General features: G+C 71.8%; 16 protein-coding genes. 7 read left to right on the forward strand and 9 right to left on the reverse strand.

Annotation, left to right across the window (positions count from 1 at the left end; genetic code table 11):
* Positions 1-2: 2 nt before the first annotated feature.
* The 8 genes from ACFWI4_RS37975 to ACFWI4_RS38010 are packed head-to-tail and all read right to left on the reverse strand — an operon-like array spanning position 3 to position 7,045.
* On the reverse strand, positions 3-1,994 hold the full coding sequence (locus ACFWI4_RS37975; protein ID WP_387205834.1) for an NADH-quinone oxidoreductase subunit L: 1,992 nt from the start codon (positions 1,992-1,994) through the stop codon (positions 3-5).
* Positions 1,991-2,371 (reverse strand): NADH-quinone oxidoreductase subunit NuoK, encoded by a 381-nt coding sequence (nuoK, locus tag ACFWI4_RS37980; protein WP_385408491.1) that lies wholly within the window; start codon positions 2,369-2,371, stop codon positions 1,991-1,993. Before nuoK ends, ACFWI4_RS37975 begins: the two co-directional genes overlap by 4 nt.
* Entirely contained in the window at positions 2,371-3,036 is a 666-nt protein-coding gene (locus ACFWI4_RS37985) for an NADH-quinone oxidoreductase subunit J (RefSeq protein WP_387205836.1), read from the reverse strand. Before ACFWI4_RS37985 ends, nuoK begins: the two co-directional genes overlap by 1 nt.
* Positions 3,033-3,626, reverse strand: a complete 594-nt coding sequence (locus tag ACFWI4_RS37990; RefSeq protein ID WP_387205838.1) for a NuoI/complex I 23 kDa subunit family protein — start codon at positions 3,624-3,626, stop codon at positions 3,033-3,035. Before ACFWI4_RS37990 ends, ACFWI4_RS37985 begins: the two co-directional genes overlap by 4 nt.
* Before the next feature lie 2 nt (positions 3,627-3,628).
* Positions 3,629-4,597, reverse strand: a complete 969-nt coding sequence (locus ACFWI4_RS37995) for a complex I subunit 1 family protein (RefSeq protein WP_355987502.1) — start codon at positions 4,595-4,597, stop codon at positions 3,629-3,631.
* Entirely contained in the window at positions 4,594-5,913 is a 1,320-nt protein-coding gene (locus tag ACFWI4_RS38000) for an NADH-quinone oxidoreductase subunit C (RefSeq protein WP_387205840.1), read from the reverse strand. Before ACFWI4_RS38000 ends, ACFWI4_RS37995 begins: the two co-directional genes overlap by 4 nt.
* Entirely contained in the window at positions 5,910-6,641 is a 732-nt protein-coding gene (locus ACFWI4_RS38005; protein ID WP_387205842.1) for an NADH-quinone oxidoreductase subunit B, read from the reverse strand. Before ACFWI4_RS38005 ends, ACFWI4_RS38000 begins: the two co-directional genes overlap by 4 nt.
* Positions 6,632-7,045, reverse strand: coding sequence for an NADH-quinone oxidoreductase subunit A (locus ACFWI4_RS38010; protein ID WP_385408503.1), 414 nt, complete (start codon positions 7,043-7,045; stop codon positions 6,632-6,634). The genes ACFWI4_RS38005 and ACFWI4_RS38010 overlap by 10 nt, the downstream gene beginning before the upstream one ends.
* Positions 7,046-7,378: 333 nt before the next feature.
* Between ACFWI4_RS38010 and ACFWI4_RS38015 the strand changes: the two genes are divergently transcribed.
* From ACFWI4_RS38015 to ACFWI4_RS38035, 5 genes are all read left to right on the forward strand, one after another.
* Positions 7,379-8,578, forward strand: a complete 1,200-nt coding sequence (locus ACFWI4_RS38015) for a sensor histidine kinase (protein WP_387205844.1) — start codon at positions 7,379-7,381, stop codon at positions 8,576-8,578.
* Positions 8,579-8,809: 231 nt separating this feature from the next.
* Positions 8,810-10,165, forward strand: coding sequence for a sensor histidine kinase (locus tag ACFWI4_RS38020; protein ID WP_387205846.1), 1,356 nt, complete (start codon positions 8,810-8,812; stop codon positions 10,163-10,165).
* Positions 10,166-10,525: 360 nt separating this feature from the next.
* Positions 10,526-11,185 (forward strand): LuxR C-terminal-related transcriptional regulator, encoded by a 660-nt coding sequence (locus ACFWI4_RS38025; protein WP_387205856.1) that lies wholly within the window; start codon positions 10,526-10,528, stop codon positions 11,183-11,185.
* A 236-nt stretch (positions 11,186-11,421) separates the two neighbouring features.
* Complete coding sequence (locus ACFWI4_RS38030; RefSeq protein WP_387205848.1) at positions 11,422-13,353, forward strand: 2-oxoacid:acceptor oxidoreductase subunit alpha; 1,932 nt, start codon at positions 11,422-11,424, stop codon at positions 13,351-13,353.
* Positions 13,346-14,425 carry a 2-oxoacid:ferredoxin oxidoreductase subunit beta gene (locus ACFWI4_RS38035; RefSeq protein WP_385408511.1) on the forward strand — a complete coding sequence of 360 codons (1,080 nt, stop codon included), beginning with the start codon at positions 13,346-13,348 and terminating at the stop codon, positions 14,423-14,425. The genes ACFWI4_RS38030 and ACFWI4_RS38035 overlap by 8 nt, the downstream gene beginning before the upstream one ends.
* Positions 14,426-14,557: 132 nt before the next feature.
* Here the strand turns inward: ACFWI4_RS38035 and ACFWI4_RS38040 are convergent, their stop codons facing one another.
* The gene (locus ACFWI4_RS38040) at positions 14,558-14,956 is read right to left on the reverse strand and encodes a winged helix-turn-helix transcriptional regulator (protein WP_387205850.1); all 399 of its coding nucleotides are present in this window, start codon (positions 14,954-14,956) and stop codon (positions 14,558-14,560) included.
* 91 nt (positions 14,957-15,047) lie between these two features.
* Between ACFWI4_RS38040 and ACFWI4_RS38045 the strand changes: the two genes are divergently transcribed.
* Positions 15,048-15,902 (forward strand): SDR family oxidoreductase, encoded by an 855-nt coding sequence (locus ACFWI4_RS38045; protein WP_387205852.1) that lies wholly within the window; start codon positions 15,048-15,050, stop codon positions 15,900-15,902.
* A gap of 214 nt (positions 15,903-16,116) precedes the next feature.
* A partial coding sequence (gene rarD, locus ACFWI4_RS38050; RefSeq protein WP_387205854.1) for an EamA family transporter RarD occupies positions 16,117-17,170 on the forward strand: 1,054 nt, incomplete at its 3' end.

The following is a 17,170-nucleotide window of genomic DNA, read 5'->3' on the forward strand; positions in this document are numbered from 1 at the left end:
GCTCACGCTCCTGTGGCGACGAGAAGGGCGGCGACCACCAGGACGACGGTGCCGGCGAGCAGCGCGCTCACATAGGTCTGCACATTGCCGGTCTGGGCACGCCGTACGGCGGTGCCCAGCCAGCGGGGTAGGGCGCCCGCGCCGCGTACGTAGGTGTCGACGACCTCGCGGTCGAGGAACCGGACGAGCGTGGCTCCGGCCTGGACCGGGCGGACGAACAGCACCGAGTACACGGCGTCGAGGTGGAAGCCGACGGCCGCGTGGCGGTGCAGCGGGCCGAGCAGCAGCCGGCCCGGGTCCGCGGGGTCGGGCGCCTGGGCGACGTCTCCGTAGGCGGGTTCGTGGGAGGCGATGGCCTCGGCCTCGATCCGTCCGGCGTCGGCGTCCGGGTGGGCCGCGACCGCGCCCAGAGGGACGCGGGCCGCCAGTGCGGTGGTGTGGCGCCAGGCTCCGTAGGTGACGATCCCGCCGACCAGGGCGAGTCCCGTGCCGAGCACCGAGGTGGTGAGAACGGGCGTCAGGTCGCGGCCGTCGAACCAGTCGGGCAGCGGGCCGAACGCGAGGCCGAACGCGAGCGAGGGGACGGCGAGCACCCACAGCACGGCCGTCATGGTGACCGGCTGCCTGCCGTGGTCGGGGGCCTCGGCTCCGTGGCCGCGGAAGGCCAGCAGCCACAGCCGGGTCGCGTACGCGGCGGTGAGGACGGCGGTGACCAGACCGGTGACCAGGACGATCCAGCCCGAGGCCAGGGGCGCCTGTTCGGTGTGGCCGGTGGCGACGTGCTCGGCGGCGCCGAGGACGGCCTCCTTGGAGAAGAAGCCGCTGAAGGGAGGGATCGCGGCGAGCGCGAGCAGCGCCACGGTCATCGTCCAGAAGGCGTCGGGGACTCGGGTGCGCAGGTCCTTCATCCGGGACATGGCGGCCAGCGAGTTGGTGCCGGAGGCGTGGATGATCACGCCGGCGGCGAGGAACAGCAGCGCCTTGAAAGCGCCGTGCGCGAGGAGGTGGAAGACGGCGGCACCGCGGTCGCCCACGGCGAGGGCACCGGCCATGTAGCCGAGCTGACCGATCGTCGAGTAGGCGAGGACCCGCTTGATGTCGTCCTGGGCGAGGGCCGCGAGGCCCGAACCGACCATCGTGACGCCGGCCATGACGGCCAGGACGATCATCGCGGCCGCGGAGGCCTGGAAGACGGGAAGGAGGCGGGCGACGAAGTAGATACCGGCCGCGACCATCGTCGCGGCGTGGATCAGCGCGGAGACGGGTGTGGGGCCCGCCATCGCGTCGGGCAGCCAGGTGTGCAGCGGGAACAGCGCCGACTTGCCCGCCACGCCCGCGAGGAGGAGCAGGGCGACGACGGTGGGGTGGTGCAGCCCGCCGCTCGCAACGGCGCCGAGGACCCTGGTGATCCGGAACGAGCCGGCGTCGGTGGCGAGCGCGAACAGACCGATGAGGAAGGGGACGTCGCCGAGTTTGGTGACCAGGAAGGCCTTGAGGGAGGCGGCGCGCGCTTCCGGGGTCTCCCAGTAGTGGCCGACCAGGAAGTACGAGCAGATGCCCATGATCTCCCAGCCGACCAGGAGCACCATCAGGTCGCCGGAGTAGACGACGAGCAGCATCGCGGAGGTGAACAGGGAGACGAGGGCGGCGTACGAGGGGTAGCGCGGGTCGTCGCGCAGATAGCCCGTCGAGTAGATCTGCACACAGGTGGCGACGACACCGACGAGGACGGCGACGAGGGCGGCGAAGCCGTCGATGTGCAGGCCCAGTTCGATGGGCACCGAGCCGGTCGGGGTGAGTTCGGTGTGCGACTCGATGGGCAGGCCGCCGCCCTGGTGCACCGCGACCGTCACGGCGAGGACGAGCGAGGCGAGGACCGGCAGGACGGCGAGCGGGCGGACGAAACCCGGGGCCGTGCGGCCCAGGAGGAGTCCGGCGACGGCGCCGAGGAACGGGAGGAGGGGGACGAGGACGGCGAGGGTGGTCGTGGTCACGCGGTGGCCTCAGCCTTCTCGGCCGCGGGGGCGTCGCTGTCGGGGTCTTCGGGGCCGTGGCCCTCCGCGGTGTCGCGGAGCCTGTCGATGTCGGAGGTGCCGCGGTTGCGGTACACGGCGAGGACGATCGCCAGGCCGATGCCGATCTCGGCGGCGGCGATGGCGATGGTGAACAGGGTCAGGGCCTGGCCGGAGTGCAGCGTGTCGCGGGCGGCCCGGGAGAGCCAGACGTCGAAGGCGACGAGGTTCAGGTTGACGGCGTTGAGCATCAGCTCGACCGACATCAGGACCAGGATCGCGTTGCGGCGGGCCAGGACCCCGTACAGGCCCGTGCAGAACAGGAGGGCGGCGAGGACGGCGGGATAGGCGAGGTGCATCAGCGGACACCTTCCTTGTTCTGCTCGCCGTCGCGGCTGCCGGGGACACGGGGGCCGGCGGCCGTCGTGGTCGCCGCGGCGGTGTCCGCCGCCGCCTTGCGGGAGAGGACGATCGCGCCGACCAGGGCGGCGAGGAGGAGGACGGAGAGCGCCTCGAAGGGGAGGACCCAGTTCTGGAAGAGGCTCGCTCCGGTCACCTCGGTGGAGCCGGAGGCGGCTCCGCCCAGGTCGACCCAGGTCGTGCGGAAGGCGTCGACGACGACCCAGACCAGGGCGCCGGCCGAGGCGAGCGCCACGGTCAGGGCCGCCCAGCGGTTGCCGGAGTCGGCGTCCGGGGAGCGGCCGATCGGGGCCCTGGTGAGCATCAGACCGAACAGAAGGAGGACGACCACGGATCCGACGTAGATGAGGACCTGCACCCAGGCGATGAACTCGGCCGTCAGGAGCAGGTATTCGACGGCGAGGCCGCCGAGGGCGACCACCAGCCACAGTGCCGCGTGCACCAGCTGCTTGGTGGTGACGGAGACGACCGCGGCGCCGAAGGTGAGCAGGCCGACGAGGAGGAAGGCGATCTCGACGCCGGTCGGGGAGAGGAAGCCGCGGTGCCCGGCGGCGCCGGTGGCGGCCGCGTGGGCCGCCGTGGCCGTGGCTGCTGCGAAGGTCACGACTGTCCCTCCTGCGGGCCGGACGCCTCGGCCTGGGCCGCCTGTTCGGCCGCGAGTTTGTCGGCGGTCTTGCGGGCGGCCGCGATCTCCTTGGGCTCCTCGGCGCCGGGGTCGAGGGCGGGCGGGGCCGGGACGGTCCACATCCACTCGCGGAGCTTGTCGCGCTCGTGGGTGAGTTCGTGGATGTCGGTCTCCGCGTACTCGAACTCCGGGGTCCAGAACAGCGCGTCGAAAGGACAGACCTCGATGCAGATACCGCAGTACATGCACAGGGAGAAGTCGATGGCGAAGCGGTCGAGGACGTTGCGGCTGCGCTCGCGGCCGCCCGGGGCGGCGGGCGGGACCGTCTCCTTGTGGGAGTCGATGTAGATGCACCAGTCCGGGCACTCGCGGGCGCACAGCATGCAGACCGTGCAGTTCTCCTCGAAGAGGGCGATGACTCCACGGGTGCGGGGCGGGAGTTCGGGCTGGACGTCCGGGTACTGCGCGGTGACGGTCTTCTTCGTCATCGTGCGAAGGGTGACGGCCAGGCCCTTGGCGAGGCCGGAGCCAGGAATGCGGGGCCGGGTGGGCGGGAGAGGCTCGGCCATGGTTACGCGATCACCACCTTGACGATGCCGGTGAGGGCGATCTGGGCGAGGGACAGGGGGACGAGGAGGGTCCAGGAGAGCTTCTGGAGCTGGTCCTCGCGCAGGCGGGGGTAGGTGACGCGGAGCCAGATGACGACGAAGGCGAGGATCGCGGCCTTGAGGAGCGTCCAGACCCAGCCGAGGCCGTCGGCGCCCCAGGGGCCGTGCCAGCCGCCCAGGAAGAGGACGGTGGTCAGACCGCACAGGACGACGATCCCGGCGTACTCGGCGAGCAGGAACAGGGCGAAACGCAGGCCCGTGTACTCGGTGTACGCGCCGAAGATGATCTCGGAGTCGGCGACGGGCATGTCGAAGGGGGGCCGTTGGAGCTCGGCGAGGCCGGCTACGAAGAAGACGATCGCGCCGACGATCTGCCAGGGCAGCCACCACCAGCGGAAGGCGTCCACGATGCCGGGGAGCGAGACCGTGCCCGCCGCCATCGCGACCGAGGCCGCGGTCAGGAGCATCGGGAGTTCGTAGGCGAGGAGCTGGGCCGCCGTGCGCAGGCCTCCGAGCAGGGAGAACTTGTTGGCCGACGCCCAGCCCGCCATGAGCGAGCCGAGGACGCCCACGCCCATGACCGCGAGGACGAAGAAGATCCCCGCGTCGACGACCTCGCCGACCGCGCCCTCACCCGGGCCGATCGGGATGGCGAGGAGGACCAGGAGGTACGGGAGGAGGGCGACCGCGGGGGCGAGCTGGAAGATGCGCCGGTCCGCGCCCGCGGGGACGATGTCCTCCTTCTGCGCGAACTTCACGCCGTCCGCGACGAGCTGGGCCCAGCCGTGGAAGCCGCCCGCGTACATCGGGCCGAGGCGGCCCTGCATGTGGGCCATCACCTTGTGTTCGGTCTGGCCGACGATCAGGGGGAACGTCAGGAACACGACGAAGACGACGAGGAGGCGGAGGGCGACGTCGAGAGCGTCGTTCACTGCGGACCTCCGGGGGGATCTTCGGGGCTGGGGTCGGACTGCTCGGGATCAGGCTCGGGCTTCGGCCCTGACTCCGGGTTCGTCCCGGACTCAGGCTTCGGCCCTGACTCCGGCTTCGGCCCGGACTCGGATACCGCCTCCGGGTTCTGCTCGGACTCGGACACCGCCTCCGGAGTCGGCTCGGACCCTGCCTCCGGGGTCGGCTCAGCCCCTGCCTCCGGAGTCGGCTCGGACCCCGTCTCCGAGGTCGGCTCGGGCTTCTGGTCCCGTTCCCGGGCCGTGTCGTCGAACGCGGGCTTCGGCTGGTGCCACGGGGCGTCCGAACTGCGCGGTGCGGCGGGCCTTCTGGCAGGTCCCGTCCCCGGGCCGGGCTCGGCTGCCCGCGAGGCACCCGCGGGAGCGGCCGGCTCGGGGGAGGCGGCCGGTTCCGTCGCGGGCGTCGGCCCGCCCTCGGCCGCCGGGGACGCCGGGGTCGGCGTCGGCGTCGGGGACTGCGGCTGTTCGGTTCGCTGGCTGGCGGAGCCCTGGCTCACGCTGCGGGACCGGCGCGCGGGCCGGGCGCCCTCGGCACCGGGGGCCGCACCCGTGGCGACGGCACCCTCGGCCGTCCCCGACGCACCCGCAGCCGCGTCCGCCGCGGCGTCCGGGGCCTGGCTGGCCGAGCCCTCCCCCGCCGTGCGGGTCCTGCGCACCGGGCGGTCGCCGGCGGGGCGGGCCGCGCCGCGCGCCGGGCGCGACGGAGCCGGGGGGAGCTGGCCCTTGAGCGGGCCCCACTCGTTGGGGTCCGGGACACCCGGCGGCAGCATCTGGCGGCGCTTGGGACCGCCGTGCTCGGACTCGCCGGGCTCCTTCGCGCCCGGCCAGGCCTTGGCGACGCGGGCGGCGAGGACGAAGTCCTTGCGGAGGGGGTGGCCCTCGAAGCCCTCCGGCAGCAGCAGGGGGTCGAGGCCGGGGTGGCCCTCGAAGGTCACCCCGAACATCTCGTGGGTCTCGCGCTCGTGCCAGGCGGCGCCCGCGTAGACGGAGACCGCCGACGGGAGCACCGGGGCCGTGTGCGGGACGGTCGTGCGGACGAGCAGGCGGTGCAGCGGGGACAGGGCCACGACATGGGCCGAGACGCGGAAGCCCGTGCCTGGCTCGTCGACGGCGCTCAGCCAGTCGAAGTAGGTGCAGCCCAGAGTGTCGCGGGCCGTCTCCAGGGCCGCGGTCCAGGAAGCCGGGGGCACGTCGACGGTCAGGACCTCGTACGACTCCTCGGCCGTGGCGTCGGGGCCGAAGAGGTCCTCGGCGGGGCCGGGAAGCCAGCCGACGGTCATCGGTCCTCCTCACCGGACGCACCGGACGCACCGGATGCACCGGATGCACCGGGGGCGGCCGGATCCGTTTCCGGGACGCTCGTGGCGGAAGCGGAAGCGGAAGCGGAAGGGGCCGGCGGCTTCACCAGGCCGCTCTGGAGCGCGGCGACGGAGGGGCGCGCGGTGTCGGAGCCGTAGCGGTCCCCCAGCGACTCCCGGGCGATCTTCTCCTGGAGCTTGAGGATGCCCTGGAGCAGGGCCTCGGGGCGGGGCGGGCATCCGGGGACGTAGACGTCGACGGGGATGATCTGGTCGACGCCCTTGGTGACGGAGTACGAGTCCCAGTAGGGGCCGCCGCAGTTGGAGCAGGCGCCGAAGGAGATGACGTACTTCGGCTCGGGCATCTGCTCGTACAGGCGCTTGACGGCGGGCGCCATCTTGTCGGTGACGGTGCCCGAGACGACCATCAGGTCGGCCTGGCGCGGGCCCGGCGCGAACGGGATCACGCCGAGGCGGATGAAGTCGTGGCGGGCCATCGACGCGGCGATGAACTCGATCGCGCAGCAGGCGAGGCCGAAGTTGAAGACCCAGAGCGAGTAGCGGCGGCCCCAGTTCAGGACCACCTTCATGGGCTCGGGGGCGAGGCGGGCGAGCGCGCCGAGCCGCTTCGGCTCGGGCAGCGGCACCGGGGCCGGCGCGGAGGCAGGCGCCGACGCGGGCTGGTCCGGGGCGGAGGGGGTCACGCCCATGTCAGGACGCCCTTCTTGTATGCGTACAGCAGGCCCACGGTCAGGAAGCCGAGGAAGACGAACATCTCGACGAGCGTCGCGGCGCCGTAGCCGGGAGCGGCGAAGACCGTGGCCCAGGGGAAGAGGAAGATCGAGTCGACGGCGAAGATGACGTAGAGGAAGGCGTACACGTAGTAGCGGATCTGGGTGTGGGCCCAGCCCTCGCCGACGGGGTCGACCCCGCACTCGTACGTCAGGAGCTTCTCGGGGGTCGGGACCACGGGCCGCAGCAGCCGGCCCGCCCCGAACGCAACGGCGACGAACAGCACGCCGACGACGGCGAGCAGCCCGACGACCGAGTAGGACGGGAAGTAGTCCGCCGCGACGACGGCCCCGGTCGCCGTGACAACGGTCGGTTCCGGCACGTCAGCCCCTCACTCCCTGACCTCGTTGCGCCCCGTCGTGCGCCGTCGCGCACTCTGTGATGCGCCGTGTTCGACGATCTGTACGGACGGGAGTCTAGGGCCTGCTAAAGAGAGCGTAAGCAGCCCGTCACGCCTCGACCATCCCTCGGACCTCGGTGATGCGCGCACGTCTCACGGAGTGAACACGTCCCGGCGGGACCCCGTCGCCCCTTCGTGTGCCGGACCGTCGTCCCGTCCGGTCCGTACCCTCTTGGGAGGGGTGGGGTTATCCCCAGTGCATCGCGGCGGCCCACCTCATGGCGCGGCGGCGCGCCGCCCGGCAGGCTAGCGGATATGACCGAACGCATCACGCCCGCCGGCCCGTCGGACGGCCCGTCCGACGAGGACCGGCCGCCCGCCGCCCGCCCCGCCCTCGATCCGCGGACGTGGCGGGAGATCGCCCATCTCCTGGTGAACCTGCCGGCCTCGATCATCGGGTTCGTGTACGTGGTGGTGATGCTCGCCACGGGCGCGGGGCTCGCCGTGACCGTCGTCGGACTGCCCCTGCTCGCGGCCGGGCTGCGGGGTTCGCGGCAGCTGGGCAAGCTGGAACGGGCCCGTGCGCGGCGGCTGCTGGGGCTGCGGATCGACGAGCCGAGCCCGTTGCCCGTGCGCCGTACGGGCTTCTTCGGCTGGCTGTGGTCGAGCCTGAAGGACCCGGTGGGCTGGCGGGCGGTGCTCTACGACCTGATACGGCTTCCCTGGGGCGTCATCACCTTCACGGTCACGCTCGTGTCGCTGTTCGTGCTGTGGCCGGTGCTGCCGTTCATCGCACGCGGTCTGACGAACGTGGACCGGGCGATGGTGCGGGGGCTGCTGTCGCCCTCCGACGAGCTGGAGCGGCGCATCGCCGAGCTGGAGTCGGACCGCGGGGTCGTGGTCGACACGGCGGCCGCCGATCTGCGCCGTATCGAGCGGGACCTGCACGACGGGGCGCAGGCCCGGCTCGTCAACCTGGCGATGGGGCTGGGCCTGGCGAAGGAGAAGCTCCTTGAGGACCCCGACGCCGCCGCGTCGATGGTCGACGAGGCGCACGGCGAGGTGAAGCTCGCCCTCCAGGAGCTGCGCGACCTGGCGCGCGGGATCCACCCGGCGGTCCTCACCGACCGGGGCCTGGACGCGGCGCTGTCCGCGATCGCCTCGCGCTGCACCGTGCCGGTGAAGGTGACCGCCGAGCTGGACACGCGGCCGGCCGCCGCCATCGAGGGCATCGCGTACTTCACCGTCTCCGAGCTGCTGCAGAACGTCAGCAAGCACAGCGGGGCGAGCTCCGCGTCGGTCGACGTGTGGCGGACGGACGACCGTCTGCTCATCCAGGTCCGGGACGACGGCCGCGGCGGGGCCGGTGTCGACGGCGGTACGGGGATGGCGGGGCTCGCGGACCGGCTGGGGGCGGTGGACGGGCTGTTCGTCGTCGACTCGCCGGTGGGCGGTCCGACGGTCATCACGGCCGAGCTGCCCTGGCGGGACCGCCGGAACGAGCCGGCGCGCTAGCCGCGGGGCCGGGCCCCCGGTTCACTCGATGGAGACCTCCGGCCGGCCGCCGCGCACGGAGGTCTCCGTCGTGTGCGCCCGTGGTCCGGCCCGGGGACAGCGGCCGCCGGTGGAGGTAGGGAAAACCCCCGGCCCAAGACGCCGATCCGCTCCATGTCACCCGGGCCTCCCGGACGGCAGGCTGGAACGAGCAGCCGGAACACAGGACGAGACGAGAGAACGGACGGACCGATGGCCACGGACTACGGACACGGATACGGGCACCGCGGCGGGCCCGGATTCGACGGGGCGGGCACCGGCGGGCGGGCGCACCGGCTTCCGGCCGCGCTGCGGGCCCCGTTCGAGGCCCGCGCCTGGCGCGAGTTCGGCTACGTGCTGCTGGGCCTGCCGCTCGGGATCCTCATGTTCACGTTCGCCGTCACGATGGTCTCGCTCGGCGCGGGCCTGCTGATCACCTTCCTCGGTGTTCCGGTGCTGGCCGCCGCGCTGGCCGGCTGCCGCGGCCTCGGTTCGCTGGAGCGGGCGCGGGCGCGCGGGCTGCTCGGGGTCGAGGTGGCCGAGCCGGAGCCGGTGCGCACGAAGAAGCACGGGGCGATGGCGTGGATGGGCGCCGTGCTCAGGAGCGGCACGTCCTGGCGGCACCTGCTGTACGCGGTGGTCCAGTTCCCGTGGTCGGTGTTCTCCTTCGTGGTCGCGCTGACCTTCTGGGTGTACGGGTGGGCGCTGCTCACCTATCCGCTGTGGTTCTGGGTCTTCCCCCTGTACGGCGGCCAGGGCGGGCTCCAGCTGTACGGGGACGGCACGCACTCGATCTATCTGGACAACCCGTTCGAGATCACGGTGACCGCGCTGGTGGGGCTGCTGTTCACCCTGGCAACGCCGTGGATCGTGCGGGCGCTGACCACCGTGGACCGGCTGATGGTGTGCGGGCTGCTCGGTCCGTCGCGGCTGGCCACGCGGGTGGTGGAGCTGGAGTCGGACCGCGGGGTCGTGGTCGACACGGCGGCCGCCGATCTGCGCCGTATCGAGCGGGACCTGCACGACGGGGCGCAGGCCCGGCTCGTGGCCCTGGCCATGGATCTCGGGCTCGCCAAGGAGAAGCTGGCCGAGGACCCGCAGGCCGCGGCGCGGATGGTGGACGAGGCGCACGGCGAGGTGAAGACGGCGTTGCAGGAGCTGCGCGATCTGGCCCGGGGCATCCATCCCGCGGTGCTGACGGACCGCGGACTCGACGCGGCCCTGTCCGCGGTGGCCTCGCGGTGCACGGTGCCGGTACGGATGGAGGTTGACCTGGCGGCCCGGCCGGCGCCCGCGATCGAGGGGATCGCCTACTTCACCGTCTCCGAGCTGCTCCAGAACATCAGCAAGCACTCCCGGGCGACGCGGGCGACCGTGGACGTGTGGCGGGCGGAGAACCGGCTGCTGATCCAGGTCGGCGACAACGGGGTCGGCGGGGCCGACGCCACGGCGGGGTCGGGTCTGGCGGGGCTCGCGGAGCGGCTCGACGCGGTGGACGGGATCCTGGTGGTGGACTCCCCGCCGGCCGGGCCCACCAGGATCACGGCCGAGCTGCCCTGGCGCGGCTGAGAGGTCCGCGCGAGCCAGAGCAGGCCGAGGCCTCCGCGCAAGCCACCCCGGCACGGCCGAGACATCCCCGCAAGCCGCCACGGCACGGCCGGGGCGGCTTGCGTGAGCGACCCCGGCGACGCCGAGAGCTCCCCCGCGGCTGAGCCCCTGCCCGCTGAGCCCTCTTCCCCGCCGAGACACCCCCACCCCGACGGGAACGGGACCCCGGTGCGCCGCGCCGGGGTCCCGTTCCTCTCGCCCGGGCGCGCCCCGATCCGAATGCTGGAATGCTGGGGGCTGTCGTACGAGCGGGCACGAACCCGGTGGATCCGGGGGCGGCCGGGGTGGGCTCTGGGGGGCCGAGGAATCGTGGAGGACAGGGTGCGGGTGGTCATCGCCGAGGATTCGGTGCTGCTCAGGGAGGGCCTGACCCGGTTGCTGACCGACCGTGGGCATGATGTCGTGGCAGGGGTCGGTGATGGCGCGGCGCTGGTCAAGACCATCACCGAGTTCGCGGCGCAGGACGCGCTGCCGGACGTCGTCGTCGCGGACGTACGGATGCCGCCGACGCACACCGACGAAGGCGTGCGGGCGGCCGTGCAGCTGCGCAAGGCGCATCCGGGACTCGGTGTGCTGGTGCTGTCACAGTACGTGGAGGAGCGGTACGCCACCGAACTGCTGGCCGGTTCGAGCCGTGGCGTCGGCTATCTGCTCAAGGACCGGGTCGCCGACGTCCGCGAGTTCGTGGACGCGGTGGTGCGGGTGGCGCAGGGCGGTACCGCGCTCGATCCGGAGGTCGTGGCGCAGCTGCTGGGCCGCAGCCGCAAGCAGGACGTGCTGGCCGGGCTGACGCCGAGGGAGCGCGAGGTGCTCGGGCTGATGGCCGAGGGCCGGACGAACTCCGCCGTCGCCCGGCAGCTGGTGGTGAGCGACGGCGCCGTGGAGAAGCACGTCAGCAACATCTTCCAGAAGCTCGGCTTGTCACAAAGTGACGGGGATCATCGGCGTGTTCTGGCCGTCCTCACATACCTGAACTCATGACGAGCTGACAGTCTGTCAGTTGTCGAGCAGAACCAAAGGGTGAGCAGGGAACGTCGTTCGAGGAAGGGACCTGGGGCGGGAGAAATCGTGACACATCACTATGTCAGGGCGTCTCAAAACAGCGTCCATCATGCGAATGGCCCAAGGAAGGCGACCCTTACCGACGTAGGGTTGAAACAGGAAGGGTCTGCGGGAAGGCCACTCCCGGACAGCCGCCTCAAAGGAGGTCCAGTTCAGTGACGAGCAAGGTCAGCAGCCCAACGGAACAGGCCGACGAAGCCGTCGTAGGAGAACAGCGCAAACCGCCGGGGACGAAGGACGTCCGACGGCTCGACCGGGTCATCATCCGCTTCGCGGGGGACTCCGGTGACGGCATGCAGCTCACCGGCGACCGCTTCACGTCGGAGACCGCCTCCTTCGGCAACGACCTCTCGACCCTGCCGAACTTCCCTGCCGAGATCCGCGCGCCCGCAGGCACACTGCCGGGCGTTTCCTCGTTTCAACTGCACTTCGCCGACCACGACATCCTCACTCCGGGCGACGCGCCCAACGTGCTCGTGGCCATGAACCCGGCGGCCCTGAAGGCGAACATCGCCGACGTGCCGCGCGGCGCCGAGATCATCGTCAACACGGACGAGTTCACCAAACGGGCGATGCAGAAGGTCGGCTACACGACCAGCCCGCTGGAGGACGGTTCGCTGGACGGCTACAACGTCCATCCCGTCCCGCTCACGACGATGACGGTCGAGGCGCTGAAGGACTTCGAGCTCTCCCGCAAGGAGGCCGAGCGCTCCAAGAACATGTTCGCGCTCGGCCTCCTGTCGTGGATGTACCACCGGCCGACCGAGGGCACCGAGAAGTTCCTGAAGACCAAGTTCGCCAAGAAGCCCGACATCGCGGCGGCGAACCTCGCGGCGTTCCGCGCGGGCTGGAACTTCGGTGAGACGACGGAGGACTTCGCGGTCTCCTACGAGGTCGCGCCGGCGTCGAAGACGTTCCCGACGGGCACCTACCGCAACATCTCCGGGAACCTCGCCCTGTCGTACGGTCTGGTCGCCGCCTCCCGGCAGGCGGATCTGCCGCTGTACCTGGGGTCGTACCCCATCACCCCGGCCTCGGACATCCTGCACGAGCTGTCGAAGCACAAGAACTTCGGCGTGCGCACCTTCCAGGCAGAGGACGAGATCGCGGGGATCGGCGCGGCGCTGGGCGCGGCGTTCGGCGGTTCGCTCGCGGTGACGACGACCTCGGGCCCCGGTGTGGCGCTGAAGTCGGAGACGATCGGGCTCGCGGTCTCCCTCGAACTGCCGTTGCTGGTCATCGACATCCAGCGGGGCGGACCCTCGACGGGTCTGCCGACCAAGACGGAGCAGGCCGACCTGCTCCAGGCGATGTACGGGCGCAACGGCGAGGCCCCGGTGCCGATCGTCGCCCCGCGCACGCCCGCCGACTGCTTCGACGCGGCGATGGAGGCGGCCCGGATCGCGCTGACGTACCGGACGCCGGTGCTGCTGCTCTCGGACGGGTACCTGGCCAACGGCTCCGAGCCGTGGCGGATCCCGGAGGTGGACGAACTCCCGGACCTGCGGGTGCAGTTCGCCCAGGGACCGAACCACACCCTGGACGACGGCACCGAGGTGTTCTGGCCCTACAAGCGCGACCCGCAGACGCTGGCCCGGCCGTGGGCAGTCCCGGGCACACCCGGCCTCGAACACCGGATCGGCGGGATCGAGAAGCAGGACGGCAGCGGGAACATCTCGTACGACCCGGCCAACCACGACTTCATGGTCCGCACCCGCCAGGCCAAGATCGACGGCATCGACGTCCCCGACCTGGACGTCGACGACCCGAGCGGAAGCGCCGACACCCTTGTCCTCGGCTGGGGTTCGACGTACGGACCGATCACCGCGGCGGTGCGCCGGCTGCGCAACGCGGGGGACCGGATCGCGCAGGCCCATCTGCGCCACCTCAACCCGTTCCCGCGCAATCTCGGCGCGGTGCTGGGGCGTTACGACAAGGTGGTGATCCCGGAGATGAACCTGGGCCAGCTCGCCACCCTGGTCCGGGCCAGATACCTGGTCGACGCGCACTCCTACAACCAGGTCAACGGCATGCCCTTCAAGGCGGAGCAGCTCGCCACTGCGCTCAAGGAGGCCATCGATGGCTGACACGTCAACAGACGGCCCGGGCACGATCGAGGCACTCTCCCTCGTCCCCAAGGCCGAGGCCAGACAGTCCATGAAGGACTTCAAGTCCGACCAGGAAGTGCGCTGGTGCCCCGGCTGCGGCGACTACGCCATCCTCGCCGCCGTCCAGGGCTTCATGCCCGAACTGGGTCTGGCCAGGGAGAACGTCGTCTTCGTCTCCGGCATCGGCTGCTCCTCCCGCTTCCCGTACTACATGAACACGTACGGGATGCACTCCATCCACGGACGCGCCCCGGCGATCGCGACCGGGCTGGCCTCCTCGCGCCGGGATCTGTCGGTGTGGGTGGTCACCGGGGACGGTGACGCCCTGTCCATCGGCGGCAATCACCTCATCCACGCCCTGCGCCGCAACGTGAACCTGAAGATCCTGCTGTTCAACAACCGGATCTACGGTCTGACCAAGGGCCAGTACTCGCCCACCTCCGAGGTCGGCAAGATCACCAAGTCGACGCCGATGGGCTCGCTGGACGCCCCGTTCAACCCGGTGTCCCTGGCGATCGGCGCGGAGGCGTCGTTCGTCGCGCGGACCGTGGACTCCGACCGCAAGCACCTCACGGACGTCCTGCGCCAGGCCGCCGCCCACCCGGGCACGGCCCTGGTCGAGATCTACCAGAACTGCAACATCTTCAACGACGGGGCCTTCGAGGTCCTCAAGGACCGTCAGAGCGCCGAGGAAGCGGTCATCCGCCTCGAACACGGACAGCCCATCCGGTTCGGGGCCGACAACGCGCGGGGCGTCGTGCGGGACGCTGCCACCGGCGACCTGCGGGTCGTCACGGTGACGCCGGAGAACGAGGCCGAGGTCGTGGTCCACGACGCCCACAGCGCGTCCCCGACGACCGCGTTCGCGCTCTCCCGGCTGGCCGACCCGGACACCCTGCACCACACGCCCATCGGGGTGTTCCGCTCGGTCGAGCGGCCGGTCTACGACACCCAGATGGCCGACCAGCTCGACAGCGCCGTCGAGCAGAACGGCAAGGGCGATCTCGCCGCCCTGCTCGCCGGCGGCGACACCTGGACCGTCGTCGGCTGAACCCGTCCGCGAGCGGTTCTCACGAGGCCCGGGGGCCGGTCCGGCCCCCGGGCCTCGCCGTACCCACCCACCCTCACCGCCTCGCCGCACCCACCCTCACCGCCCGCGCCTCGCACCCCGTCCCGGCCCCGTCTACGCGCGGCGGGCCTCGTCGTACGCGCTGCGGGCCTTCTCGACGTCGGCCATGCGCTCGCTGGTCCACAGCGCCAGCGATCTGACCTGCTCGGCGGCCTCGCGGCCCAGGTCGGTCAGGGAGTAGTCCACGCGCGGCGGGATGACCGGCTTGGCGTCGCGGTGGACGAGCCCGTCGCGCTCCAGGGTCTGGAGGGTCTGGGTGAGCATCTTCTCGCTGACCGCCTTGCCGACCCTGCCGACCGCCCGGCGCAGCTCGCTGAAGCGGTACGACCGCTCCAGCAGCTCGATCAGGACGAGGACGCCCCAGCGGCTGGTGACGTGTTCCAGGACCAGGCGGTAGGGGCACATCGCCTCACCGGCGTCGTACCCGTCCGCCGCCTTCATACTTACGGCCATGTCAGTACCTTACTTCAAGGTGGGTACTTTCCCAAAGTTAGTGCAGCTCTTAGGGTGAGTGTCATCCCCACCCCACAAGGAGATGTACGTCATGAGCATCGTCGTCACCGGAGCCACCGGACACCTCGGCCGTCACGTGGTCGGACAGCTGCTGGAGAAGGTCCCCGCCGGGGAGATCACCGCCGTCGTGCGGGACGCGTCCAAGGCCGCCGACCTCGCGGCCCGCGGCGTGCGGCTCGCGGTCGCCGACTACAACGCCCCCGAGACCTTCGACGGCCTGTTCGCGGCCGGCGACAAGGTGCTGCTGATCTCGGGCAACGAGTTCGACAAGGACCGCGTGCGGCAGCACCGGGTCGTCATCGACGCGGCCGAGGCGGCCGGAGTCTCCCTGCTCGCCTACACCAGCGCCCCCGGCACCCTGACGGCCGCGCTGGCCGACGACCACCGCGCCACCGAGGAGGTCCTGCTCGCCTCCGGGCTGCCCTACTCACTGCTGCGCAACGGCTGGTACCACGAGAACTACACCGAGAACCTCGCCCCGGTGCTCGCGCACGACGCCGTCGTCCAGGCCGCCGGGGAGGGCCGGATCGCCTCCGCCTCGCGCGCCGACTACGCGGCCGCCGCCGTCGCGGTGCTGACCGGTGAGGGCCACGAGAACACCACGTACGAGCTGAGCGGCGACCGGGCGTGGGGCTTCGAGGAGTACGCCGCCGAGCTGAGCCGGCAGACCGGCAAGGAGATCGTCTACAACTCCGTCTCCCCCGAGGCCTTCGCCTCCATCCTGACCGGCGCCGGGCTTCCCGAGGCCTTCGCCGGGATCCTCGCGGGCGTCGACGTCTCCATCGAGAAGGGCGAGCTGGCCGTCACCTCGGGCGACCTGGCCCGGCTCACGGGCCGCGCGACCACCCCGATCGCCGAGGCCGTCGCGGTCGCGCTGAAGGGCTGAGGCCCCGGCACACCGGGGACCGCGGTACCGGCGGGTCCGGGCACCCTCCTCCGCACCCCCGCCTGTCATGACCGTATGGCGATACGGGCATGACAGGCGGGGGTGTCCGGCGCTACCTTCTTTCATGCTGCACGGAAGTTCCCCGGCCTCACGGGGGCTACGGGGCGCGAGGACGCGACAGGCGTCCGGGAGACCGTGGGAGAAGGAGACGCCGGTGGCCGGGCAGTCGAGGGGCGAGCAGCGCACAGGCCTGCTGAACGGCTTCGCGGCGTACGGGATGTGGGGGCTGGTCCCCCTGTTCTGGCCGTTGATGAAGCCCGCGGGCGCGATCGAGATCCTCGCCCACCGGATGGTGTGGTCGCTTGCGGTGGTCGGCGTCCTGCTGCTGGTGATGCGGCGCTGGGCCTGGGCGGGCGAGCTGCTGCGGCAGCCGCGCAGGCTGGGGCTGATCACGATCGCGGCGGCGGTCATCACCGTCAACTGGGGCGTCTACATCTGGGCGGTCAACTCCGGGCACGTGGTCGAGGCGTCGCTGGGCTACTTCATCAATCCCCTGGTCACCATCGCGATGGGCGTGCTGCTGCTCAAGGAGCGGCTGCGGCCGGTGCAGTGGGCCGCCGTGGGCGTCGGCGCCGCGGCCGTCCTGGTCCTGACCATCGGCTACGGCCGCCCGCCGTGGATCTCCCTGTGCCTCGCGTTCTCCTTCGCCACGTACGGCCTGGTGAAGAAGAAGGTCAACCTGGGCGGCCTGGAGTCGCTCGCCGCCGAGAGCACGATCCAGTTCCTGCCGGCGCTGGCGTATCTGCTGTGGCTGGGCTCGCGGGGCGACGCCACGTTCACCACGCACGGCCCGGGACACGCGGCGCTGCTCGCGGCGACCGGTGTGGTCACCGCGATCCCGCTGATCTGCTTCGGCGCCGCCGCGATCCGCGTGCCGCTGTCCACGCTGGGCCTGCTCCAGTACATGGCCCCCGTGTTCCAGTTCCTCCTCGGCATCTTCTACTTCCACGAGGCCATGCCCGCCGAGCGGTGGGCCGGGTTCGCGCTGGTGTGGCTCGCGCTGTCGCTCCTGACGTTCGACGCGCTGCGGACGGCACGGCGGGGTGCGCTGGCCCTGCGGGAGGCGGCCCGCGCGGCCGCCGCCGGACCGGCCGCGGCCGCGAGCGTCCCCGCCGAGGCCGTCGCCCTGGCGGTCCCCGCCGAGGCCGCGGGGATCGCCGTCGAGGCCGCCGGGGCCCCGGGGGCGCCCGGTTCGCACGGCACCGTCT

Origin of the sequence: Streptomyces sp. NPDC127038, assembly GCF_042725875.1 — a bacterium.
GTDB lineage: Bacteria > Actinomycetota > Actinomycetes > Streptomycetales > Streptomycetaceae > Streptomyces.